A 23933-nucleotide genomic window follows, 5' to 3' on the forward strand; every position below is an offset into this window, starting at 1 on the left:
GCACCCGCGCGGGCGATCCGACAGCTGCCGACGGCAGGTACGGGTCGGATCCCGGTCCCCGGCAGTCCCGGCGTTCCGCGCGTCGCGAGCCGCCCTCACGCAGCCCCGGAGCACCGGCGGAGGCACGGGTGTACAGCGGAAGGCCGTGGCAGATCGCCGTCGCGATCGCGGCGTGCCTCGTGCTGGTCGTCACCGGTGCGGCGTGGCGCAGCGTCGACGCGCTGCAGTCGTCGCTGGCCTCGGTCCGCGGCCTGGCCCTCGGCGACGGCGAGGACGGCGCCGTCGACATCCTGCTGGTGGGCACGGACAGCCGCACCGACGCGCACGGCAATCCTCTCTCCCAGCGCGAGCTCGACGCGTTGCGCGCCGGCGAAGAAGTAGCGAACAACACCGACACGATCATCCTGATCCGCGTGCCGAACGACGGCCGGTCGGCCACTGCGATGTCGATCCCCCGCGACACCTACGTCGAGGTGCCCGAGATCGGGATGTCGAAGATCAACGCGGCCTACGGCGCCACGAAGGCGAACCGGCGCGCCGAGCTCGTCGAAGCGGACGCCGACGCGACCGAGGCCGAACTCGAGAAGGAATCGACCCAGGCAGGCCGGGAGGCGCTCATCGAGTCGGTCGCCGACCTGACGGGTGTGACGGTGGACCACTACGCCGAGGTCGGACTCCTCGGCTTCGTGCTGCTCACCGACGCCGTCGGCGGTGTCGAGGTGTGCCTGAACGCACCGGTCGACGAGCCGCTGTCGGGTGCCCGTTTCGATGCCGGTGAGCAGACCCTGCAGGGTTCGGACGCACTGAGCTTCGTCCGCCAGCGTCACGACCTGCCGCGCGGCGATCTCGACCGGATCGTGCGGCAGCAGGTGTTCATGGCGTCGCTGGCACAGAAGGTGCTCAGCGCCAAGACGTTGTCCAACCCGTCGAAGGTGAGTCAGCTGACCGCCGCAGTGCAGCGCTCGGTGGTGCTCGACTCCGATTGGGACATCATGGCGCTGGCGACCCAGCTGCAGGGCCTCGCCGGTGGCGACGTGACCTTCTCGACGATCCCGGTGCAGGACATCAACGCGATGACCGACTACGGCGAGTCGGTCGTGCAGGTCGATCCGGACGAGGTGCGCTCCTTCGTCGCCGAGTTGATCGGCCGCGAACCGGACGGCAGCGAGACCACCTCGACCCCGGTGCCCGCTCCCGACATCGACGCGTCGACCGTTACGGTCGACGTCGCGAACGCCGGATCCGTGTCCGGCCTGGCCTCCCAGGTCTCCACGGCTCTGTCCGAGGAGGGCTACGTCGAGGGCGAGGTGGGCAACTACACCGGTTCCGGTGTGGGCACGTCGACGGTCTTCGGTGCCGATGAGGACTCCGACGAGACCCGCGCGGTGGCCGCGGCGCTCGGTGGTCTCGCCACCGAGTCCGATCCCTCGCTCCCGGCCGGCACCGTGCGGGTCGTGCTCGCCGGCGACTACACCGGCCCCGGCTCGTCGTCGTACTCCGGTTCGTCCACCGCCGCATCCGCCTCCGACATCGGCGTGAGCCCGGCCGGTGGCACCGCCACCCCGGCTCCCGCCGCACCGCCCATCGATGCGGGCTCCGACGGCCCGCGCTGCGTGAACTGACACCTGTGTGAACCGACAGTCGCGCGAACAGAATCCGAGAAGAAGGACATCGTGACCACCCTGACCGACGCACTGCTCGACCCGATCCTCGCCGAAGATCCGGCGGGTCCGCGGATCACCTGGTACGACGACGCGACCGGCGCGCGGATCGAACTGTCGGCGCTCACCCTCGCCAACTGGGCTGCCAAGACGGCCAATATGATTCGCGACCAGTTCGGAGTCCTTCCGGGAGGTCGGGTGGCGGTGCTGCTTCCCGCCCACTGGCAGAGCGCCGCGGTCCTGCTGGGCGTGTGGTGGGCAGGGGCCGAGGTCGTCCTCGACGCCGACCCGGATGCCGATCTCGCTCTCGTCACCCCCGACCGGTTGGACGAGGTCGACATGGTTGCCGAGGTCGCGGCGTTGTCGCTCGACGCCTTCGGTGCCCCCGTGCGCGACCTGCCGCCAGGGATCACGGACTATGCGACGGACGTGCGGATGCACGGCGACCAGTTCCGATCCTCCGGTGCGGGCGACGCGGTGCTCGCCGGACGTTCGCAGTCGGACGTGCTCGCTGCCGCCACGGAGTCGGCGTCGGCGGCGGGTATCGGCAGCGGCGACCGCGTGTTGTCGTCCCGGTCCTGGTCGCAGCCCGACGCTCTCGTCGCCGGACTGCTCGCGGTGCTCGCGGCCCGGGCGTCGCTGGTACAGGTGAGCAATCCCGACCCGGAGGCCACCGAACGCCGCGTCGCGAGCGAGAAGATCACGGTTCGTCTGGACGGGTGATCCCGCGCGCCGCGCGGTAGCCGCCATCGGCGAGTCCCGCCTCGATCTCGAACCTGTTGCGGGACCCCGGGTTGCGGAGTTCCTCCCACAGATAACGCACCGCGAAGCCGATGCCGTAACGGGCCCACTGGTCCGCGTGCACGGATTCGTGGCGCAGCAGCGCCCGCGTCGGTGGCCTACGGGTGAGGAAGACACCGCCGACGGTGGTGCCGCCGCGCGCGAAGCCACCGCGCATACCGCTGCAGACGAGCAAGCCGAACTCGTCGTCGAAGGACACCGAGCCGCCCCAGGCCCTGCCCCACACCGTCGCGAGCGCGGTGACGAACCGCACCGACGGGACCCCGCGCGACACCCGTATCGCCCTGGCACGCTTCCGGTCCCGTCCCGACACGGCTCGAGCCTACGCCGACTCGATCGGTCCGATCCTCTGCCGACTTCGTCGGCCTGATTCTCTGCCGACTTCGTCGGCCTAGTTCTCGGCCGGTCGTCTCGAACCGCCGATTCGACGACGAACGCCCCCGAGCCGCGGAAGGACTCGGGCGCGTTCCGGTCGACCGGGAGCACCGTCGGGAGGAGGACCGACCGTCACCCCGCCATCGCCGCGACCGGCGACACCCGGCTCGCGCGCTGGGCGGGGACGAGCGAGGCGACGACGCCCGCCACACCGCCCACCAGGACGATCGCCGCGAGCTGCCACCACGGCACCGAACCGAGTGCGATGTGGCCCGGGCCGATCACCGAGGCCGTGCCGGCCACCCCGAGCAGCAGGCCGAGCACCACGCCGAGCAGCGACGCCACGCCGGCTATGATCGACGCCTCCCGCACGAGCAGACTCCGCACTCCGGCCCGCGAGAGACCCACCGAGCGCAGCATCGCGGTCTCCCGTCGCAGCTCGAGCACGGACAACGCCATCGTGTTGCCCACGCCGATCAGGGCGATCACCACGGCCACGGACAGCAGCCCGCCGACGATCAGCAGCATCGTGTCGAGGATCTTCTCGAGCATCTGCCGCATCTGCACCGCACCGACCACCTCGCTGCCCGGAACCTCGGCCGCGGCGACCCGAGACAGGTCGTCGGAAACGGCGACGAGGTCCTCGTCCGACATTCCCCGATCGAGTTTCAGCCACACGGTGTCCGCCGTGACGGGGCCGGCGACGGCGGTCAGGTCGCTCCACTCGATCATGTCGGGCATCCCCGGCTCGGTCGTGGCGACGGTCAGCTCGCGGGTGCCCACCGGGCCACCGACGGTGACGACGGCTCCGTCGTCCACGCCCACCGACCTCGCCAGGGAGCGTTCGAGCACGATCGTCCCGGCCTCGGGCAGGCGCACGTCGGTCCGGACGGTCGAGGCCATCGCCGCGGGATCGACGCCGAGGACCGACGCCTCCGTGCCGCCGATCGTGAGGTCGACCGTCGCGAGCTCGGCGCCGCTGCTCACCCGGTCGACCGCCGTCAGCCGCTCGGTCACCTCCGGTGCGAGCCCGTCGCGTTCGGGCGCGGTCACGGCCATGTCGACGGGGAACTGCTCGTCGATCACGTCCGGCGCCCCGGCCTCGAGCGTGCCGATCCCCACGACGAGGGTCGAGGTCAACGTCACGCCGATGAACAGCGCGGTGGCCGTCGACGCGGTGCGGCGCGGATTGCGCCGGGCGTTGCCGGCGGCGAGCACCGCGAGCGGGCCACCGGCACGGGCGAGCACGTCCCCCACCGCACCGACCGCGGCGGGCACGAGACGGCGGGAGGCGAGCACCACACCGACGAACAGCAGCAGTCCGCCCGGGCACGCGACGAGCACGTTCGCCATGACGACCCCGAGACCGAGCAGGGCCGTGCCCCCGACGATCGCCAGCGCGGCACAGATGCGGCGCACCCACGAATCGCGCACCGGTTCGGGGCGGGTCTCGAGGGGCTGCAGGGCCGCGAGCGCCCGCACGCGGGTCGCCGCCCGCGCGGCACCGTTCGCGGCGACCACCGTCATGCCCGTTCCCACGATCAGACCCGCGATCACCGTGGTGACCGTCACCGAGACCGACGTGAGCGGGATCGGGGCGTCCACGGCCCGCGCCGCGGACACCACGGCCGCGGCGAGTCCGGACCCGCCGAGCACGCCGAGGACGGCCGCGACGAGGCCGACGACGAACGCCTCGCCGCGGACACTGCGGCGGACCTGGGTGGACGTCACGCCCACGCAGCGCATCAGGGCCAGTTCGCGGGTGCGCGCGGCGAGCAGGACGGAGAAGGTGTTGGCGATGACCAGGCCGGCCACGACCACCGAGATCGCCGCGAAGCACAACAGGACGTTGCGCAGCAGGGTGACGTCCCCGACGTAGTCGTCGGCGACCGCCGTGGCGCGATCGGCACCCGGCACGACGTCGACGCCCGGCACCGGCGCGAGTGCCGCTCGCACGGCGTCGGCGTCACCGGCTGCACGGACCTCCCAGTCCGTCGTGTCCCCGGACCACGACCGCACCTGCGCGGCGGCGCCGAAGACCGATCCCGGGCTCAGGGCGAGCGGTGATCCGTCGAGATCGACGACACCGACGACCTCCACGGTGGTCGGGGGGACGGAACCCGTCGGGCCGGCGACGGTGATCTCGTCACCGATCGCCCGGCCGGACGACGAGCCGACGGCGACCTCACCCGGGTTCGACGGCCAGCGTCCGTCCCCGAGCTGCTGCCACCGCAGGGCGCCCTCTGGTGCGATGCTCGTCGCGGTGCCGTTCGAGGACGACCCGTCGGCTCCGATCAGCCGGACGGGACCGCTGACGTCGAGCGCCGCCGCCTCGACGCCCGGTGTCGTAGCGACCAGCGTGAGCACCTCGTCGGGTGCGACGGTGGAGTCGGCGGGAAGAGCGACTGCCGCGACCCCCTCATACCGGGCCGCCGTGGATTTCGAGACCGACGCACTCACCGTGTCGCCGAGCACGAGGGTGGTGACGACGAACGCGACCGCGACGAAGACCGCCAGCACGGACGCGACGTACCGCCCCCGATGGGCGCGGGCCTGGGCCAGGACGAGATGCCTCATCGGACCGGCACCACCGTTCGGGATGTGCGCAGGTCGCGCATCGCATCGATCACCGAATCCGCTGTGGGTTGCGCGATCTCACCGGCGAGCCGGCCGTCGGCGAGCAGCACCACCCGATCGGAGTAGGAGGCCGCGACCAGATCGTGCGTCACCATCACCACGGTCTGACCGGTCTCCCGCACGCTCGACCGGAGCATCGAGAGCACCTCCCCGCCGGACTGCGAGTCGAGGTTTCCGGTGGGTTCGTCGGCGAAGATCACGTCGGGCTGCGGCAGGAGCGCCCGCGCGACGGCGACGCGTTGCTGCTGACCGCCGGACATCTCGTGGGGAAGGTGGTCGAGCCGGTCGGTCAGACCGAGCCGGCCGGTCACCTCGTCGAACCACTCGGGCGTCGGGCGCGAGCCGGCCAGCCGCATCGGCAGCAGGATGTTGTCGCGGGCGGTGAGCACGGGCAGCAGATTGAACGCTTGGAAGACGAATCCGATGCGGTCGCGGCGCAGTTCGGTGAGCACCGCATCGGGGGCGGTGCTGATCTCGACGTCGGCGCGGCGGCCGTCGCCGTGGAGGATCACGCGCCCGGAATCGACACCGTCGAGACCGGCGAGGGTGTGCATGAGTGTCGACTTGCCGGATCCGGACGGTCCCATGATCGCGGTGAAGCGTCCCCGCGCGAAGGCGACGGACACCCCGTCGAGGGCACGCACCTCGGCGTCGCCGCGCCCGTAGACGCGGGCGACCCCCTGAGCCGAACATGCCGGTACGAAAGAGCTGATCGAAGTCATGCTTCGACGCTAGAAACGATGCGGCGCACGCACATCGACCCGCGAGTCGATCTTCGCCGCCCCGGTGTCCTACCCCGGGAGGACCGGTCGTCTCCGGGATGGCACCACGGTCCTATTCCCCCGAGCCGAGCAGATCGTCGGGATGCACGAGACCGGCGCGGAAGGCGAACAGCACCGCCTGCACGCGGTCGCGCGATCCCGTCTTCGCCAGCACCCGGCCCACGTGGGTCTTGACGGTCGTCTCGGAGAGCACGAACCGCTCGGCGATCTCCCCGTTGGTCAGGCCGTGTGCCATCGCGACGAGCACCTCGAGTTCGCGTGGAGTCAGATCCTCGGGCACCGCGACCGGCACCGCGCGCCGCTCCGCACCGTCGAGCAACGGCGAGACATGGTGCAGCAGTGAGCGGGTGGCGCGCGGGGCCATCACGGCGTCACCGCGGTGCACCGTCCGTACCGCGGCCAGCAGGTCCTCGGGCGGCGCGTCCTTGAGCAGGAAGCCGCTCGCACCGGCGGCGATCGCCTGGACGATGTAGTCGTCGTTGTCGAAGGTTGTGAGCACCACGACCTTCGGCGCGTCGGCCGAGCGCAGCAACGACCGCGTCGCCGAGATCCCGTCGACCCGCGGCATCTGCACGTCCATCAGCACGACGTCGGCGCGGACCCGTTCGAGTTCGGCGACGGCGGCCTCGCCGTCGGACGCCTCGACGACGACCTCGATGTCCGGCTGCGATTCGAGCACCATGCGGAAACCGGCGCGCACGAGTTGCTGGTCGTCGACGAGCCCGATACGGATGGTCGTGTCGGATCGGGTGTCGCGGGCGGGTTCGGTCACGGACGCCACCCTAGGGGGAGACCGCCGGTGCGGGCAGTTCGGCACGGACCCGGTAGCCGCCACCGTCCCTCGGACCAGCGGCCGCGCGACCGCCGTGCAGCCGGGCCCGCTCCTCGATACCGGCCAGCCCCTGCCCACCCGGGCGGGCCTCGACGAGCGCCGCCGCTCCCCTGCCGTCGTCGACGATCTCGACGACGAGCGTGTCGGGCCGCCAGTCGAGACGAACGTGGGTGCGGGCGCGGGGACCAGCGTGCTTGAGGACATTGGTGAGCGATTCCTGCACGATCCGGTAAACCGACAGCCCCAGTCCCTCGGGCACCTCGCGGCTCTGCCCGTCGACCGAGAACTCGACCTCGAGCCCGCTCGTGCGCATCTGCTCGACGAGCGCCGGCACGTCGCCGACGCCTGGTGTGGTGGTGAACTCGCGCGGCGTGTCCTCACGGAGCACCGACAGCAACCCGCGCATGTCGGTCAACGCGCGACGCCCGGTCTCGGCGATGGTGGTCAACGCCCCTGCGGCCGCCTCCGGGTTCGTCGCGGCGGCGTAGCGACCACCGTCGGCCTGCGCGATGATCGCCGTGAGCGAGTGCGCGACGATGTCGTGCATCTCTCGGGCGATGCGGGTGCGCTCCTGGGTGGCGGCCAGTTCGGCCTCCTTGAGACGTTCGAGTTCGAGCAACCGGTTGCGCTCGGTGAGCGAATCCATCTCGCGCGAACGCAACCCGCGGACCCGGCCGAACGCCCACACACCAGCGAGGGAGACCGCGACGAAGGTGGCCGTCACGAACGCTTCGAGCGCGGTGCGGCCGTCGTAGCCGAAATAGAGCACTCCGGCGAGTGCGCCCCCAACCACCGCGACGGGCAGCGCGGTGTTGGCGGCCCACCGCGGAGCGTAGGCGGCGAGCGCATACACCGCGATCGGCACCGCGATCGCCGCGATCGGCAGGATCTCCGGCAGGGCGAGCAGGTGCGCGTAGGCGGCGAGCGCGACGAGCGAACCTGCCACCACCGGGCGGGTCCTGCGCCAGGCCAGCGGCAGCGTGAGCGCGAGGGTGACGAACAGACCCGCCACCGATCGCGCGTCCGCCACGTGCAGGGCGACCCCGAACAGGGCGAGCACCGCGGCCAACGCCCCGTCGATCACTCCGGTGTGCCCGCGGGCCCACCTGTTCCAGCGTTCGAGCAGCGGGGTCGTCTGCACGGCAGACGCTCCGTCAGCCGAGCAGCTTCTGCCGCAGCGCCTCGTCCTTCTCGAGCACCATCTGCTCGAGACCCGCCTGGAACTTCTCCATCTGCTTGCGCAGCGCCGGATCGGAGGCACCGAGGATGCGCGCGGCGAGCAGACCCGCGTTGCGGGCGCCGCCGATCGAGACGGTGGCGACGGGGACACCGGCGGGCATCTGCACGATCGACAGGAGCGAGTCCATACCGTCGAGGTACTTCAGCGGCACCGGAACGCCGATCACTGGCAGCGGGGTCGCCGAGGCGACCATGCCGGGCAGGTGGGCGGCGCCGCCGGCGCCCGCGATGATGACCTTGATCCCGCGGCCGGCGGCGTCCTTGGCGTAGTCGAGCATCCGCTGCGGCGTGCGGTGCGCCGAGACGACACCCACCTCGAAGCGGATCCCGAACTCGACCAGCGCCTCGGCAGCGGCCTGCATGGTCGGCCAGTCCGAGTCGCTGCCCATGATCAGGCCGACCTGTGCGCCCTGTGCCACGTCACTCACCGATTTCTCCCGTGTGTTCGTTCCAACCGTCGGTCCACACCGCGTGCGAGAGCCAGTGCGCCGCGCGTTCCGCGCGTTCGCGCACGGCGGCGACGTACTCGGGATCGTCGATCGACCCGGACGGCGCGCCGAGCACGTTGACGTGGCCGATCTTGCGGTCCTTGCGCTCACCCTTGCCGTAGAGGTGCACGTGCACGTCGGGCATCCGGGCGAACAGGTGGTGCAGTCGCTCGTCCATGCTCATCGCCGGCGCCTCGGGCGCGCCGAGCACGTTCGCCATCACCGTCACCGGCGCGATCGGGCTCGTGTCGCCGAGCGGGTAGTCGAGCACGGCGCGCAGGTGCTGTTCGAACTGGCCGGTGCGGGCACCGTCCATGCCCCAGTGACCGGAGTTGTGCGGACGCATCGCCAGTTCGTTGACGATCAGCTCACCGGAGCGCGTCTCGAACAGCTCGACCGCCATGACACCGACGACGCCGAGCTCACCGGCGATGCGCAGCGCGAGCTGCTCGGCGGCGGTGGCGACGTCCTCGGGCAGGTTCGGGGCGGGTGCGATGACGACGGCGCACTGGCCGTCGCGCTGGACGGTCTCGACGACCGGCCACGACGCGCCCTGGCCGAACGGGGACCGCGCGACCATCGCCGACAGCTCGCGCGTCCACTCGACCTTCTCCTCGGCGAGGAGCGGGACACCGGCAGCGAGCTGGTCGGCGACGACCCGCTCGAGTTCGGCGTGGTCGTCGAGAATCCACACGCCACGGCCGTCGTAGCCACCTCGTGCGGCCTTGAGCACGTACGGATCGCCGAGCGCGTCGAGGGCGGCGCGAGCATCCTCGACGGAGGTGATCTCCGCGAACTTCGGCAGCGGTGCGCCGAGCTCACCGAGCCGCTTGCGCATCGCGATCTTGTCCTGGGCGTAGATCAGGGCCTGCGGGGGCGGCAGCACCGCGACGCCTTCGCGCTGCAGGACCTCGAGATGTTCGGTCGGGACACCCTCGTGGTCGAAGGTCAGCGCGTGCGCGCCGGTCGCGGCGCGGCGGAGGACGTCGAGGTCGTCATGGCTGCCGAGCACCACATTAGGGCTGACCTGCGCGGCGGGTTCGTCGGCGCTCCCGGCGAGGACGCGGAGCGTCTGGCCGAGCGCGATCGCCGCCTGATGGGTCATCCGCGCGAGCTGTCCACCACCGATCATCGTGACGACCGGCATGCCCGTCGTCAGGGTGCGGGGCGTATCGGATCTGGGGGACGATTCAGGTCTGCCTGTCACGGCTGTCCATGGTGTCACAGCATGTCGCGACGTCGTTCCGCTGCTCCCCCGCCGAGCGTCGAGGGACCTCCCACCGGCCCGCGCAGCGGTGTGGGAATGCCGACATGTGCGGTCGGGTTTCGGAAATTCACCTCTTCGTTTCGTACACTTCTCCAAGTGACAATCGTCGATGAAGCGTTGAGCAGGGTTCCCCAGCCTTTCCGGGGGCTGTTGCTCCGGCATCGCGAATTGATCAAGTTCGCCATCGTCGGCGGCACCACCTTCGTGATCGACTCGGCGATCTTCTACACGCTCAAGCTCACAGTTCTGTCCGAGAAGCCGGTGACCGCCAAGATCATCGCCGGTGTCGTCGCGGTGATCTGCTCGTACATCCTCAACCGCGAATGGTCCTTCCGCAATCGCGGCGGTCGCGAGCGCGCCCACGAGGCGTTCCTGTTCTTCTTCGTCAGCGGTATCGGCGTCGTGCTCTCGTTCATCCCGCTGTGGATCTCGAGTTACGTCTTCGACCTGCGCGTACCCGAGGTGAGCCTCGCGACGGAGAACATCGCCGACTTCGTCAGCGCGTACATCATCGGCAACCTGCTGCAGATGATCTTCCGCTTCTACTGCTTCAAGAAGTTCGTCTTTCCGGAGGAGATGGTCCCGGACGCTCCCCTGGGCGAGCCCAGCGAGCAGCTCGACCGCTCCTGACGGGAAGAAGGTCTAGCGGGGTTCGCGCGTGCCGGTCGGCGTACAGGTGTCCCGATCGCGGGGCGCGCCGAGGAACAGCGCAAACAGTGCCGGCCGGCGTCGCTGCAGTTCGAGGCGACCGCCGTCGGCCTCCGCGAGGGCACGTGCGAGCGCCAGTCCCACCCCGGTCGACCCGCCGCCGGAGAAGCCGCGGTCGAAGACGTACGGCGCGACCTCGTCGCTGACGCCCTCACCCTCGTCGGCCACCTCGACACACACCGTGACGTCGCCGCGGGTCGCGACCTGCCGCACCGAGACCGTGCACGTGCCTCCTCCGTGCACGAGCGCGTTGTCGACCAGCACCGCCACCGCCTCCCGCAACCGCGAACCGGTCACCGCCGCCCGCAACGACGGATCGCCGCGCAACACCAGTTCCCGTCCCGCCTCCTCGTAGGGACCGCGCCAGTCGGCGACGACACCGGTGAGTTCGCCGACCACCGAGACGTCGGTGCGCTGGTCGGCACTGCTGTCGCGGGACTGGCGCACGAGACCGTCGATCGCGGTGGTCAGCCGGTCCACCTGTGCCATGGCCGCCTCGGCCTCCTCCACCACGGCAGGATCCTCGTGGGCGGACAACTCGTCGAGCCGCAGCCGGATCGCGGTCATCCGGGAGCGGAGCTGGTGCGAGACGTCGCCGACGAGCGCGTGCTCGCGCTGCAGGCGGTGCGAAATCTCGACGGCGGCCGAATCCAGCACGTCGGAGACGCGATCGAGTTCGGGGATACCGTGCCGCCGGGCCACCGGGCGGAAGTCGCCCTCGGCGAGACGGGCCGCCCGGTTCGCCACGTCGCGCAGCGGGTCGGCGAGTCTTCGGGCGGTCGCCACCGCGACCAGCGCCCCGGCCGCGACGGACAGCAGCACCAGCAGGCTCACCGCGGCGAGCACCTGCTGCTGCAGAGTTCGCATGCTCTCCGAGGGCACCTCGATGAGCAACGAGCCGGACGTCCCCATCGACAACGACTCGACGATCGACGCCCCGAGCACCGGCGTGCCGATGTCCAGCCGCGCCGCGACGTTCTCGGGTGTCGGGTAGACCACGACAGCCCGCCCGTCGGTGGGGACGAGCAGACGCAGGGAACTCGTGTCGAGACCACCGACGACGAATCCGTCGGTGCCCTCCTGGGCGATGATCTCGTCGGCCATGCGTTCGAGCCGGTTCTGCAGGTCGCGGCGGGCGGTGTCCTCGACGAACAGGAACGCCGTGTAGGCCAGCGGAATGCCGAGCAACAGCGCGACGAGCAGCACGGTCGCCAGGACGGCGTTGAGGATGCGGCTGCGCACGCCGGAGACGCTAGTCGGTGTTCAGCCGGAAACCGACACCGCGCACCGTGGCGATGCGACGTTCCCCGGCCGGCCCCTCGTCGCCGATCTTGCGGCGCAACCACGACATGTGCATGTCGAGCGTCTTCGAACCGCGCAGGTCGGCGTCGCCCCACACCTCCTCGAGGATCGCGTCGCGGGAGACGACTTGCCCCGCGTGCTCGAGCAGCACACGCAGGAGCTCGTACTCCTTGTTGGCGAGCGTCACCTCGGAGCCGTCCACGAGGACACGGCGCGCGGCACGTTCGAGCCGGATCCCGGCGACGTCCACGATGTCGTCGTTCTCCGGGCCGCCGCGCCGGCGCAACAGCGCGCGCACACGCGCCATGAGCTCAGCGAGACGGAACGGTTTGCCGACGTAGTCGTCGGCGCCGGCATCGAGACCGACGACGAAGTCGACCTCGTCGGTGCGGGCGGTGAGCATGAGCACGGCCAGATCGGAGCGGCTCGCCCGGATCTGGCGACACACTTCGAGTCCGTCCATCCCAGGTAGACCGAGGTCGAGGATGAGCAGTTCGAACCTGCCCGACAGTGCCTGTTCGAGCGCGGCCGGACCGTTGTCCTCGACGGTCACGTCGTACCCTTCGCGTCCCAGCGCGCGGGACAGCGGTGCAGCGATTGCGTCGTCGTCTTCGGCGAGTAGAACGGCAGTCACCACGCCAGCGTACGGATCGCGGTTCGCTTTGTCGGGATTACCGGCGGGTCGTGTCGGCGCACCTGCGACTCGCGTCGGCGCACCTGCGACTCGCGTCGGCGCACCTGCGACTCGCGTCGGCGCACCTGCGACTCGCGTCGGCGCACCTGCGACTCGCGGTCACCACCCCTTGCGGTGCTCATGCCCGTGCTCGTCGCGTCGGTAGCGGGTGGTGTGACGGTCACCGGGGCGCTGGTTCTGCGCGTCGAAGGCCTGCCGGTAGAGCAGGGCGTGCACCTGCTGGACGTCAGGGATGTCGTCGAACTCGATGGGATCGTCGGCGGCGGAGACCACGACGAGCGTGCCGGTCCGGAGCATCCGGTCGACGAGGCCGTGCCGGAACTGGACGTTGCTGATCCGGCCCATCGGGATGTCGATACCCGTGTGGGTGAGCACACCGGTGCGGACGAGGACGCGCCGGTCGGTGACGATGAAGTGCGTGGTGAGCCACCCGACGAAGGGAGGGACGCACCGCCAGCCGACGAGGCCGATCCACGCCGCGGCCACGGCGAGGCCACACCAGGTCGCGGCGGCACCGTCGAGCCGGGCCTGGACGAGTCCCACCAGGAAACCGGCGACCATCGTCGACACGAGGAAGGTGGCCGTCGGCAGTACGAGAGACTTCCAGTGCGGATGCCGGTGCAGCAGCAACTCTTCCTCGGGTGCGAGGGCGTCCTCCGGGTATCCCATACCGCCCACGATGGCATATGTCGGTCTTGTACCGATGCGAGCAGTCGCAGGGTGCTCAGACCGGTCGCAGATGTGTGATGTCGCCCGCAGCGACCGCCACGGACTCTTCCCCGCCGTCGGGGCGGATCACGATCCGTCCCTGGTCGTCGACGTCGGTCGCGACGCCGTGCAGTTCGGTGTCGCCGGGCAGGATCGCACGGACGCGCTGCCCGACCGTGCCGCATCGTTCGCGGTAGGCCGCGGCGAGTTCGGTGGTGTCCCATCCCGCCCGGGCCCACGCCCGGATCCGCTCGCCGAAGCCGGCGAGCAGCGCCTGCGCGAGCGGCGTGCGATCGAGTTCGGTGGCGTCCTCGAGCAGCAGCGAGGTGGCGGTGGGGACGGGCAGTTCGTCGCGTCCGAGGGTGGCGTTGATGCCGATGCCAGCGACGACCGTGGGCACCGGCGAGGTGGCCGCGACCTCCACGAGGATCCCGGCGAGCTTGCGTCCGTCGACGAGGACGTCGTTGGGCCACTTCAGTTGTGCCGCAACGCCGGTCACGGATCGCACAGCGTCGACGGCGGCGATGCCGCACAACAGCGGGAGCCAACCGAGGTTCTGCAGCGGGCACTCGGGCAGCCGCAGCAGGACCGACACGATGACCTGCGCGCCGGGCACACCGTTCCAGGTGCGGGAGTGGCGACCGCGGCCGCCGTGCTGGAACTCGGCGAGCAGCACGCGACGGTCGTCGCCGGTCGCGGCGACGGCGAGCAGATCCGCGTTCGTCGAGGCCGTGTCGGCGACGACGTCGAGACGTGTGTAGAAACCTTCGCGCTCGACGCCGACGAGGGCATCGCGCAACGCCGCCTCGTCGAGCGGTGTGCGGAGGGCGAGGAGATCGGTCGTGGGCCGGTCGGATGCCATGTACACAGCCTAAAGTGGGCCTTCGCCACCTACCCGCCGGTAGGTCCGGAGCGGTGGTCCGGCCTTCGGGACCTCGATGCAGCGGCCTTGTATGACGATCGCTAAGCTGACTGGCCATGACCACTGTCCAGGAGCCGTCCGCGCCCGAGGCGGCGAGTACGCCCGATATCCACACCACCGCCGGCAAGCTGGCCGACCTGCGCAACCGTCAAGCACAGGCCAAGGTCCCGGTCGGTGAGGCCGCAGTCGAGAAGGTTCACGCCAAGGGCAAGCTGACCGCTCGCGAGCGCATCCAGGCGCTCCTCGACGAAGGATCGTTCGTCGAACTCGACGCCCTCGCTCGCCACCGCAGCACCAACTTCGGCCTGGCCGACAACCGTCCGCTCGGCGACGGCGTCGTCACCGGCTACGGCACGATCGACGGCCGCGACGTCTGCGTCTTCTCGCAGGACGCCACCGTCTTCGGCGGCAGCCTCGGCGAGGTCTACGGCGAGAAGATCGTCAAGGTCATGGACCTGGCCCTCAAGACCGGCCGTCCGCTGATCGGCATCAACGAAGGCGCCGGCGCGCGCATCCAGGAAGGTGTCGTCTCCCTCGGTCTCTACGGTGAGATCTTCCACCGCAACGTGCAGGCCTCCGGTGTCATCCCGCAGATCTCGCTGATCATGGGCCCCGCGGCCGGTGGTCACGTCTACTCCCCCGCTCTCACCGACTTCGTCGTGATGGTCGACCAGACCAGCCAGATGTTCGTCACCGGCCCGGACGTCATCAAGACCGTCACCGGCGAGGACGTCACGATGGAGGACCTCGGCGGCGCCCACACCCACATGGTCAAGTCGGGTGTCGCGCACTACGTCGCCGACGGCGAGCAGGACGCCCTGGACTACGTCAAGGACCTGCTGTCCTACCTGCCGAGCAACAACCAGGCCGCCGCGCCGCGCCTCGCGCCGAGCGACCCGATCGAGGGTGCGATCGAGGACTCCCTCACCGCCGAGGACATCGAGCTCGACACGCTCATCCCGGATTCACCGAACCAGCCGTACGACATGCACGAGGTCATTCGTCGCCTGCTCGACGACGACGAGTTCCTCGAGGTCCAGGCCGAGCGCGCGAAGAACATCATCGTCGGCTTCGGGCGCGTCGACGGCCGCAGCGTCGGCATCGTCGCCAACCAGCCCACGCAGTTCGCCGGCTGCCTCGACATCGACGCGTCCGAGAAGGCCGCGCGCTTCGTCCGCACCTGCGACGCGTTCAACGTGCCGATCATCACGCTCGTCGACGTTCCCGGCTTCCTGCCCGGCACCGAGCAGGAGTACAACGGCATCATCCGCCGCGGCGCCAAGCTGCTCTACGCCTACGGCGAGGCGACCGTCGGCAAGATCACGGTCATCACCCGCAAGGCCTACGGCGGCGCGTACGACGTCATGGGTTCCAAGCACATGGGTGCCGACGTCAACCTCGCATGGCCCACCGCGCAGATCGCCGTCATGGGTGCCTCCGGCGCCGTCGGCTTCGTCTACCGCAAGCGCCTGCTCGAGGCCGCCAAGAACGGTCAGGACGTCGACGCGCTGCGCCTCGAGCTGCAGAACGAGTACGAGGACACCCTGGTGAACCCGTACGTCGCCGCCGAGCGCGGTTACGTCGACGCGGTGATCCCGCCGTCGCACACGCGCGGACAGATCGTCTCCGCGCTGCGCCTGCTCGAGCGGAAGATGGTTTCGCTCCCGCCGAAGAAGCATGGAAACATTCCGCTGTGACGCTCGGCGGCAGGACCGGGCGCAGCTCGGTCCTGCCGCGACCGTACGGCGTAGCACGTCGCCGACGACGTGCGATGAACCCGAGAGAGGGATCGACATGACAGCGACCCGGTGGGCATCCGATGCCTGTGTGGACGCGTACCCGGGGGGTGCCCTGTGACAGCGACGGCAGAGGACAAGATCATCACCGAGTTCGAGGTCGAAGAGCAGCCGCCCGCGGTCGAGGCCACGGCCGCCGACGACGCGACCGAAGCCGCCCAGGAGAGCACCGCGGTCGCCGAAACCGCGGCTGCCATCCGCATCGTCAAGGGCAACCCCGCCGACGAGGAGATCGCGGCTCTCGTCGCCGTGTTCGCCGCTGCCGCTGCGTCGGCGGGCGACGAGGTGGTCGACACCCGGCCGCCCGAGACCTGGGGCGATCCGACGCGGACGCACCGACAGTGGGCGCCGTTCTCGCCGTATTCGTACCCGAACCGCGGCTGACATGCCCCGGCTCGTTCTGGCCTCGGCTTCACCCGCCCGCCTCGCGGTTCTCCACGCGGCGGGCGTGAAGCCGTTGGTGCAGGTGTCGGAGGTCGACGAGGACGCGCTCATCGCGTCCCTCGGCCCCGGCACGCCGCCGGCACAGGTGGTCACCGAGCTTGCCCGCGCCAAGGCCACCGACATCCTGCCCGTCCTGCACGAGCAGAAGCTGCGCGACGCCGTCGTCATCGGCTGCGACTCGATGCTGCTGATCGACGGCGCTCTGCAGGGCAAGCCCGGCACCGTCGAGGCGGCCCGCGAGCGCTGGCGGGCGATGGCCGGCCGCAGCGGCGAGCTGCTCACCGGTCATGCCGTGCTCCGTCTCCGCGACGACGAGGTCGTCGCGGAGGCCGCCGACCACAGCGGCACCGTGGTGCACTTCGGCATCCCCACGGACGAGGAACTCGAGGCCTATCTCGACAGCGGTGAGCCGCTCGAGGTGGCCGGGGCCTTCACGCTCGACGGTCACGGGGGCTGGTTCGTCGAGGGCATCGAAGGCGATCCGTCGTCGGTGATCGGCATCGGGCTCCCGCTGGTGCGGCGCCTCCTCGCCGAGGTCGGCATCTCCGTCGCCCGGTTGTGGGCCGAGAACGCCGCGATCCCCGTCGAGGCGCTCGAGAACTGAGCCGTACCCGGCACTATCGGGCCGTGCCGCCGTACAAGGTCTTCTGCAACGAGCCCACCATCGCCTCGGCCTTGGTCTTCGCACGTTCGGCATCCACGCCGTGGAACATCTCGTCCACGGTCCCGCACCACAACTGCAACCACCGCTCGAACCGGGCGGGGGTCAGTCCGTGGTGTCCGTGCAGCGCCCGGTGCACCGGCACGAACGCTCCGCGATAGCGGGTGGTGCGGAAGAGGATCTGCTCCCAGAAGTCGCCGACCACCACCAGATGGTCGTCGAGTCCGATCACGGCGAGGACGTCGAAGGCCGGCGCGAGCACGGGATCGTCGAGGGCCCGTTCGTAGAACCGCCGGACCAGCAGGTCGATGTGCTCCCGCGATGCGAGCTCGACCGGGGCCGGCCGGTCGCCGTGGGTGTCACTGCGGGTCACGTCCCGTCACGGTACCGCCTAGAATCGACGGCGCACCTGCCACCACAGCCTCAGGAGCCCATGTGCCCGTCGCACCCGATAGCAACCCTTCGTTCGCGGTATACGCCGATCCCAACCGTCTCGTGTCGACGGAGTGGTTGTCCGCTCATCTCGGTCATCCCGAAGTGAAGGTCGTAGAGTCCGACGAGGACGTCCTGCTCTACGACGTGGGGCACATCCCCGGTGCGGTGAAGATCGACTGGCATCTCGATCTCAACGACCCCGTCACCCGCGACTACATCGACGGCGAGCAGTTCGCCGCGCTCATGGATCGCAAGGGCATCCGCCGCACCGACACCGTGATCATCTACGGCGACAAGTCCAACTGGTGGGCCGCCTACGCACTGTGGGTCTTCACCCTCTTCGGCCACGAGGACGTCCGCCTGCTCGACGGTGGACGCGACGCGTGGATCTCCGAGAACCGCGACACCACCCTCGACATCCCCGCCGCCACGACGAGCGGTTACCCGGTCGTCGAGCGCAACGACGCCCGGATCCGCGCATTCAAGGACGATGTCCTCGCGCACCTGGGCAAGGGCCCGCTGGTCGACGTGCGGTCGCCGCAGGAGTACACCGGCGAGCGCACCCACATGCCCGACTACCCGGAGGAAGGCGCCCTGCGCGGTGGCCACATCCCCACCGCGGTGTCGATCCCGTGGGCGAAGGCAGCGGCGCCCGACGGCCGGTTCCGTGCGCGGCCCGAACTCGAGGAGATCTACGGCGACATCGACCAGGACGCCGACGTGATCGCCTACTGCCGGATCGGCGAGCGCTCGAGCCACACCTGGTTCGTCCTCACCTACCTGCTCGGATACTCGAACGTGCGCAACTACGACGGTTCGTGGACCGAGTGGGGCAACGCCGTCCGCGTGCCCATCGCCAAGGGCGACGAGCCCGGAGAAGCGCCGGCCGCATGAGCATTCCCGCCCCCCTCGCCGAAATCGTCGACGACTTCGCTGCCGTCGAAGGTCAGGACAAGCTGCAGTTGCTTCTCGAATTCAGCCGCGAGCTCCCGCCGCTTCCCGCCGAACTCGAGGAAGCGGCGATGGAGCCGGTGCCCGAGTGCCAGTCGCCGCTGTTCCTGTCCGTCGACGCATCCGACCGGTCGAAGGTGAAGCTCCACTTCAGCGCACCCGCCGAAGCCCCGACCACCCGCGGATTCGCATCGATCCTGCAGCAGGGACTCGACGGTCTCAGCGCACAGGAGATCCTCGACGTGCCCGACGACTTCTATGCCTCGCTCGGTCTCGCCGAGGCGGTCAGCCCGCTGCGGCTGCGAGGGATGAGCGCGATGCTCACCCGCATCAAGCGGCATCTCCGAACCTGACGCGGTCATGGAGTTCACCGAGCTCGCCGACTACCGGATCCCCCCGGGCGTTCTCACCGAATGGCTGCCGTGTGCGGCCGAGGACGACTGGCGCGAGGACCCTCGTCCCGCCTCGTACATCCACGAGGCGCATCTCAGGCGCACCTCGGGGGTCCGGTACGGCGGGGGCCGCGACTCCTGGCTCGGCACGGCCTTCGAGGTCCCCGGGCCCCTCGACACCGAGCGGTTCCGGCGGGCCCTGCAGCGCTGGATCGATCGGCACGAACCGCTGCGCAGCCACGCGCACCTCGACGAGGAGCAGAGCGGCGGCGGTCTGGTGCGGCGCACCGCTCCCCCCGGCCGGGTGTCGGTGCGACCCATCCGGCACGATCCCGCCGATCCCGACACCATCCACGAGCACCTGCTCGGTCTGTTCGACGACTACACGACCCCGCACTTGTGGCCGTCCTACGTCTTCGCGACGCTCGAGCGGACACCGGACGGGGATCCCGACAGCGCAGAAAGCGCGAAGGACACCGACGAGCGGTTCACAGTCTTCTTCGGCGCCGACCACTCCATCATCGACGGGTACTCGGTGGTGCTCGTGGCGCACGAGATCTCGGCGCTCTACGAGGAGGAGCGCACCGGTCGCGCCGCCGACCTGTTCCCGGTGGGCAGCTACATCGACTTCGGCGCCGCCGAACGCGACGAGTCCGCGCATCTCGACGACGACGACGAGGCCGTGCAGATCTGGCGGCGGACCCTCACCGAATGCGGCGGCGAACCGCCCGCCTTCCCCCTCCCGATCGGGGCGCGACCCGCGCACGCCACACCCCAGCAACGACTGTCGGAACGCTGGTTCGACGACGACGAGGCGAGCGCCTTCTCCGCATGCTGCCGACGCGCCGGGACGGGATTCTTCGCCGGCGTGCTGGCGTGCTTCGGCCGCGCGACGGCCGAACTCACCGGTGCGGATCGGTTCCGGACCGTCGCGCCCGCGCACACCCGCGCCGGGCCGATCTGGGCGGGTTCGCTCGGATGGTTCGTCGGTCTGCGTCCGATCGATCTGAAACTCACGGACACAACGGATTTCGAGACCCTGGCGATGCGGGCCGGCGACGAACTGCACCGCACCCGCGCGAGCGCACGAGTGCCGTTCGCGCGGGTGGGCGAACTCCTCGGCGTGCCCATCCGTCCACGTTTCGTCGTCTCGTACATGGACGTGCGGTTCGTACCGATGGCCGCCCAGTGGCCCGAATGGAACGCTCAGGCGCTGCGCAGCCGCAGCTTCACCCACGACGTCTACGTCTGGATCAACCGCACGCCCGAGGGTGTGAACATGTCGGCGCGATTTCCAGACAATACGGTCGCGGACAAGAACGTCCCGAGCCTTCTGACGCGCACCCGCGAACTGATGCACGAGGTCGCGGTGGGTGGACCGTGGATCGCACGGCCGGAAACGGCGGCAGTCCCACCTACCGGTGAGTAGCATTGTGCGCTCGAACGGCCGCCGTAATGTATACGGGCATCCGGTTACATCGTCGATCCGAATGGCGCTTAGACTGCCCGTCGACGGAAATAACCTAACGATCGATCAACAGGAGGCTCCGTGCCCAGTCATGCCAGCGCGCAGATCACGAAGGTGCTCGTCGCGAATCGCGGCGAAATCGCTGTGCGGGTCATCCGAGCCGCCAAGGACGCAGGCTACGGCAGTGTCGCCGTCTACGCCGAACCGGACGCAGACGCACAGTTCGTGAAGCTCGCCGACGAGGCGTTCGCACTGGGCGGCAACACCTCGGCCGAGTCCTACCTGGTGTTCGACAAGATCCTCGACGCCGCGGCCAAGTCCGGCGCCGACGCCATCCACCCCGGCTACGGCTTCCTCTCCGAGAACGCCGACTTCGCCCAGGCCGTGATCGACGCCGGCCTCATCTGGATCGGCCCCTCGCCGCAGTCCATCCGCGACCTCGGCGACAAGGTCACCGCCCGCCACATCGCCGAGCGCGCCAAGGCTCCGATGGCGGCCGGCACCAAGGACCCGGTCAAGAACGCCGACGAGGTCGTCGAGTTCGCCGAGAAGTACGGCGTGCCGGTCGCGATCAAAGCCGCCTTCGGCGGTGGTGGACGCGGCATGAAGGTCGCGCAGACCATCGAGGAGATCCCCGAACTGTTCGAGTCGGCCACCCGTGAGGCCGTCGCCGCCTTCGGTCGCGGCGAGTGCTTCGTCGAGCAGTACCTCGACAAGGCCCGCCACGTCGAGGCCCAGGTCATCGCCGACCAGCACGGCAACGTCATCGTCGCCGGCACTCGCGACTGCTCGCTGCAGCGCCGCTTCCAGAAGCTCGTCGAGGAGGCCCCCGCGCCGTTCCTGACCGACGAGCAGCGCAAGCGCATCCACGACTCCGCCAAGGCCATCTGCCGCGAGGCCGGTTACTACGGCGCCGGCACGGTCGAGTACCTCGTGCAGGGCGACACCGTCTCCTTCCTCGAGGTCAACACCCGCCTGCAGGTCGAGCACCCGGTCACCGAGGAGACCGCCGGCATCGACCTCGTGCGTCAGCAGTTCCGCATCGCCAACGGCGAGAAGCTCGAGCTCACCGAGGACCCGACCCCGCGCGGCCACAGCTTCGAGTTCCGCATCAACGGTGAGGACGCCGGTCGCGGCTTCCTCCCCGCTCCCGGCCCGATCACCGTCTACAAGGAGCCCACGGGCCCCGGCGTGCGTGTCGACTCGGGTGTCGTCGCCGGCGACGTCATCGGCGGCCAGTTCGACTCGATGCTCGCCAAGCTGATCGTCACCGGTGAGACCCGCGAGCAGGCGCTGCAGCGTGCTGCCCGCGCGCTGGCCGAGTTCGAGGTCGAGGGCCTGGCCACGGTCATCCCGTTCCACCGCCACATCGTCGAGAACCCGGCGTTCGTGGGCGACGGCGAGAAGTTCGACGTCTACACCAAGTGGATCGAGAACGAGTGGGACAACACCATCGAGCCGTACACCGGTGGTGCCCCGATCGAGGACGAGGACGAGACCCTGCCGCGGCAGAACGTCGTCGTCGAGGTCGGCGGACGCCGCGTCGAGGTGTCGCTGCCCGGGCAGTTCTCGCTCGGCGGTAACGGCGGCGGCGCCGGCGTGATCCGCAAGAAGCCGAAGCCCCGCAAGCGTGGTGGCGGCGGCGCCGGCAAGGCGTCGGGCGACGCGGTGACCGCACCCATGCAGGGCACCGTCGTCAAGGTCGCGGTTGCCGAGGGCCAGGAGGTCGCCGAGGGCGAGCTCATCGCCGTGCTCGAGGCCATGAAGATGGAGAACCCGGTCAACGCCCACAAGGCGGGCGTCGTCACCGGCCTGGCGGTCGAGCCGGGTGCCGCGGTCACCCAGGGCACCGTGCTCACCGAGATCAAGTAGGACCCCGCCCGAGCAACGCTCGAGCAGTACGGCCGACGGTCCCCCGCATCGCTCACGATGCGGGGGACCTCGCCGTATCGGGCCCCCGTGACCGGCTCATGCGCGCGAAAAACCACTAGCCTGGAGTCATGGCCGACCGCCCCGACATCCGCATCGGCACCGCCGAGCGTGAAGAAGCCGTAGCGCTGCTCGGCGAGCACTTCGCCGCGGGCCGTCTCAGCCTGGCGGAATTCGACGAGCGGGTCGCACTCGCCACGCAGGCCACGGTGCGCGGAGACCTGATCCCCCTCTTCGCCGACCTGCCCTCGGCGCCGGCCGCGATGGCCACCACCGGGCCACGCGATCTGGCGGAACAGCTGCTCACGTTGGTTCCGTTCATCCTGGTCGCGCTGCTCGTGATCGTCGTCTTCCGGCACCCGATCGCGCTGCTCATCGCCTTCGGTGTGCTGTTCGTCGCGGGTCGCCGGGCCTACCGACTCCTCGGCGAGGGCCGCGGGCCGTCCTGACCTCGCGGTACCCGGCCGCGTCCTCCTGCTTTTGCGGAGATCCTGTTGCGGAGATCCTGTAGTGGAGATCACAGCCCTTCGAGAGGTGCCCGTGGCTGTTGCCGGTCCGACGGCACAGGTTAGTGTGGCCGGCATGCCCGAACACCCCGACGTCCGGATCGGCAACGCAGAACGCAGTGAGGCTCTCGACCTGCTCGGCGAGCACTTCGCGCTCGGCCGGCTGACGCTGTCGGAGTTCGACGAACGCAGCGCGATGGCGTCGGCGGCCGGGACGCGCGGTGATCTCGACGTGCTGTTCACCGACCTGCCCGCCCACCTCACCGATAGCTCGGCCACGACCCGGGACGATCTTCCGGTGATCATCCCGAAGAAGGATCCCGATCGCTGGCGCGAGGTCGTGATGGGCCTGACCCCGCTGGTCGCGCTCGTGCTGTTCTTCACCTTCGACACGTGGTTGTTCTTCCTGCTGATCCCCGCCGTGGGCATCGTCCTGTTCGCCGGTCGCGACCGGCACGGCCACAGCACCGACAGCGGCGCCAACGCCCGGCGGGACGAGAAGAAGAACGCCTGAACCGTGCCGTCCACGCTCCTCCGGCACCGCGCTCTGCCGCTGATCGTCGCGGTCGTCGTCATCACTGCGATGCTGCTCTCCCCCGGCGGCACCGTGCCGAGCGGCCCGCCACACGCCGACAAGGTCACACACGCGCTGATGTTCCTGGCCCTCGCGCTCTGCTCTCGCTACGCCCGCATCTCCCCCGTCGTCACCCTGGTGTGGCTGGGCCTCTACGGCGTGCTGACGGAGATCCTCCAGGCCACCGTCGCTGTCCGGCGTTCCGGCTCGTTCTGGGACTGGTGCGCCGATCTCGTCGGCGTTGCGATCGGCCTCGCCGTCGCGGCCGTCGTCGGCTCACGTTCTCGCGCACGGTCGAAACCGTAAGCATCAACCCGTGATTCGTCACAAAACCTGCCGCTGGTAGCCTCCTCCGCGCCGA

Annotated in this window: 26 protein-coding genes; 13 read left to right on the forward strand and 13 right to left on the reverse strand. The window is 70.0% G+C overall.

The window, feature by feature from the left end; genetic code table 11:
* Positions 1-128 precede the first annotated feature (128 nt).
* Complete coding sequence (locus BO226_RS13000; RefSeq protein WP_006550196.1) at positions 129-1622, forward strand: LCP family protein; 1494 nt, start codon at positions 129-131, stop codon at positions 1620-1622.
* A 51-nt stretch (positions 1623-1673) separates the two neighbouring features.
* A complete protein-coding gene (locus BO226_RS13005; protein WP_071935415.1) occupies positions 1674-2384 on the forward strand; it encodes a TIGR03089 family protein in 711 nt (236 codons plus the stop codon).
* Here the strand turns inward: BO226_RS13005 and BO226_RS13010 are convergent.
* The 7 genes from BO226_RS13010 to BO226_RS13040 form a co-directional block, all read right to left on the reverse strand.
* On the reverse strand, positions 2362-2775 hold the full coding sequence (locus BO226_RS13010; RefSeq protein ID WP_232237951.1) for a hypothetical protein: 414 nt from the start codon (positions 2773-2775) through the stop codon (positions 2362-2364). The two genes, BO226_RS13005 and BO226_RS13010, sit on opposite strands and share 23 nt — an antisense overlap.
* Positions 2776-2969: 194 nt before the next feature.
* Positions 2970-5414, reverse strand: a complete 2445-nt coding sequence (locus BO226_RS13015; protein WP_071935417.1) for an FtsX-like permease family protein — start codon at positions 5412-5414, stop codon at positions 2970-2972.
* Positions 5411-6196 carry an ABC transporter ATP-binding protein gene (locus BO226_RS13020; protein ID WP_071935418.1) on the reverse strand — a complete coding sequence of 262 codons (786 nt, stop codon included), beginning with the start codon at positions 6194-6196 and terminating at the stop codon, positions 5411-5413. The genes BO226_RS13015 and BO226_RS13020 overlap by 4 nt, the downstream gene beginning before the upstream one ends.
* A 112-nt stretch (positions 6197-6308) precedes the next feature.
* Positions 6309-6938, reverse strand: coding sequence for a response regulator transcription factor (locus BO226_RS27050; protein WP_100167887.1), 630 nt, complete (start codon positions 6936-6938; stop codon positions 6309-6311).
* A gap of 100 nt (positions 6939-7038) precedes the next feature.
* Positions 7039-8229, reverse strand: coding sequence for a sensor histidine kinase (locus BO226_RS13030; RefSeq protein ID WP_071935419.1), 1191 nt, complete (start codon positions 8227-8229; stop codon positions 7039-7041).
* A 13-nt stretch (positions 8230-8242) separates the two neighbouring features.
* Positions 8243-8716 carry a 5-(carboxyamino)imidazole ribonucleotide mutase gene (purE, locus tag BO226_RS13035; protein ID WP_071936441.1) on the reverse strand — a complete coding sequence of 158 codons (474 nt, stop codon included), beginning with the start codon at positions 8714-8716 and terminating at the stop codon, positions 8243-8245.
* Positions 8717-8747: 31 nt separating this feature from the next.
* The gene (locus tag BO226_RS13040) at positions 8748-10022 is read right to left on the reverse strand and encodes a 5-(carboxyamino)imidazole ribonucleotide synthase (RefSeq protein WP_071935420.1); all 1275 of its coding nucleotides are present in this window, start codon (positions 10020-10022) and stop codon (positions 8748-8750) included.
* 156 nt (positions 10023-10178) lie between these two features.
* Here BO226_RS13040 and BO226_RS13045 point away from each other — a divergent pair, with 156 nt between their 5' ends.
* Positions 10179-10712 (forward strand): GtrA family protein, encoded by a 534-nt coding sequence (locus BO226_RS13045; protein WP_024101520.1) that lies wholly within the window; start codon positions 10179-10181, stop codon positions 10710-10712.
* A 12-nt stretch (positions 10713-10724) separates the two neighbouring features.
* On the opposite strand, the gene BO226_RS13050 is transcribed toward BO226_RS13045, so the two are convergent.
* Genes BO226_RS13050 through BO226_RS13070 form a run of 5 tightly spaced genes read right to left on the reverse strand, consistent with a single transcriptional unit; the run spans position 10725 to position 14356 of the window.
* Entirely contained in the window at positions 10725-12032 is a 1308-nt protein-coding gene (locus BO226_RS13050; RefSeq protein WP_071935421.1) for a sensor histidine kinase, read from the reverse strand.
* A gap of 10 nt (positions 12033-12042) precedes the next feature.
* A complete protein-coding gene (locus BO226_RS13055; RefSeq protein WP_024101522.1) occupies positions 12043-12726 on the reverse strand; it encodes a response regulator transcription factor in 684 nt (227 codons plus the stop codon).
* Complete coding sequence (locus BO226_RS13060; RefSeq protein WP_071935422.1) at positions 12723-12908, reverse strand: hypothetical protein; 186 nt, start codon at positions 12906-12908, stop codon at positions 12723-12725. Before BO226_RS13060 ends, BO226_RS13055 begins: the two co-directional genes overlap by 4 nt.
* Positions 12886-13455 (reverse strand): PH domain-containing protein, encoded by a 570-nt coding sequence (locus tag BO226_RS13065; protein WP_039584821.1) that lies wholly within the window; start codon positions 13453-13455, stop codon positions 12886-12888. Before BO226_RS13065 ends, BO226_RS13060 begins: the two co-directional genes overlap by 23 nt.
* A 55-nt stretch (positions 13456-13510) precedes the next feature.
* Complete coding sequence (locus tag BO226_RS13070; protein WP_019288519.1) at positions 13511-14356, reverse strand: biotin--[acetyl-CoA-carboxylase] ligase; 846 nt, start codon at positions 14354-14356, stop codon at positions 13511-13513.
* A 116-nt stretch (positions 14357-14472) separates the two neighbouring features.
* On the opposite strand from BO226_RS13070, the gene BO226_RS13075 reads away from it, so the two are divergent.
* From BO226_RS13075 to BO226_RS13085, 3 genes are all read left to right on the forward strand, one after another.
* The gene (locus BO226_RS13075) at positions 14473-16113 is read left to right on the forward strand and encodes an acyl-CoA carboxylase subunit beta (RefSeq protein WP_019288520.1); all 1641 of its coding nucleotides are present in this window, start codon (positions 14473-14475) and stop codon (positions 16111-16113) included.
* 156 nt (positions 16114-16269) lie between these two features.
* On the forward strand, positions 16270-16596 hold the full coding sequence (locus BO226_RS13080) for an acyl-CoA carboxylase subunit epsilon (RefSeq protein ID WP_071935423.1): 327 nt from the start codon (positions 16270-16272) through the stop codon (positions 16594-16596).
* A gap of 1 nt (position 16597) precedes the next feature.
* The gene (locus tag BO226_RS13085; RefSeq protein ID WP_071935424.1) at positions 16598-17260 is read left to right on the forward strand and encodes a Maf family protein; all 663 of its coding nucleotides are present in this window, start codon (positions 16598-16600) and stop codon (positions 17258-17260) included.
* Between the two features lie 13 nt (positions 17261-17273).
* Here BO226_RS13085 and BO226_RS13090 read toward each other — a convergent pair whose 3' ends face one another.
* Positions 17274-17690: a group III truncated hemoglobin gene (locus BO226_RS13090; RefSeq protein WP_019288521.1), complete on the reverse strand. Its 417-nt coding sequence runs from the start codon at positions 17688-17690 to the stop codon at positions 17274-17276.
* A 62-nt stretch (positions 17691-17752) separates the two neighbouring features.
* Between BO226_RS13090 and BO226_RS13095 the strand changes: the two genes are divergently transcribed.
* From BO226_RS13095 to BO226_RS13125, 7 genes are all read left to right on the forward strand, one after another.
* A complete protein-coding gene (locus BO226_RS13095) occupies positions 17753-18646 on the forward strand; it encodes a sulfurtransferase (RefSeq protein ID WP_024101525.1) in 894 nt (297 codons plus the stop codon).
* Entirely contained in the window at positions 18643-19056 is a 414-nt protein-coding gene (locus tag BO226_RS13100) for a SufE family protein (RefSeq protein WP_071935425.1), read from the forward strand. The genes BO226_RS13095 and BO226_RS13100 overlap by 4 nt, the downstream gene beginning before the upstream one ends.
* A gap of 7 nt (positions 19057-19063) precedes the next feature.
* Positions 19064-20524: a condensation domain-containing protein gene (locus BO226_RS13105; RefSeq protein WP_019288523.1), complete on the forward strand. Its 1461-nt coding sequence runs from the start codon at positions 19064-19066 to the stop codon at positions 20522-20524.
* A 120-nt stretch (positions 20525-20644) separates the two neighbouring features.
* Positions 20645-22435, forward strand: a complete 1791-nt coding sequence (locus BO226_RS13110) for an acetyl/propionyl/methylcrotonyl-CoA carboxylase subunit alpha (RefSeq protein WP_071935426.1) — start codon at positions 20645-20647, stop codon at positions 22433-22435.
* Between the two features lie 128 nt (positions 22436-22563).
* Positions 22564-22941, forward strand: a complete 378-nt coding sequence (locus BO226_RS13115) for a DUF1707 SHOCT-like domain-containing protein (protein WP_006550174.1) — start codon at positions 22564-22566, stop codon at positions 22939-22941.
* Positions 22942-23074: 133 nt separating this feature from the next.
* Positions 23075-23512 (forward strand): DUF1707 SHOCT-like domain-containing protein, encoded by a 438-nt coding sequence (locus BO226_RS13120; protein WP_071936443.1) that lies wholly within the window; start codon positions 23075-23077, stop codon positions 23510-23512.
* Positions 23513-23515: 3 nt separating this feature from the next.
* Positions 23516-23878 carry a VanZ family protein gene (locus tag BO226_RS13125; protein WP_071935427.1) on the forward strand — a complete coding sequence of 121 codons (363 nt, stop codon included), beginning with the start codon at positions 23516-23518 and terminating at the stop codon, positions 23876-23878.
* The last annotated feature ends 55 nt before the right edge of the window (positions 23879-23933 follow it).

The organism is Rhodococcus sp. 2G (genome assembly GCF_001886355.1).
Classification (GTDB): Bacteria; Actinomycetota; Actinomycetes; order Mycobacteriales; family Mycobacteriaceae; genus Rhodococcus; species Rhodococcus pyridinivorans.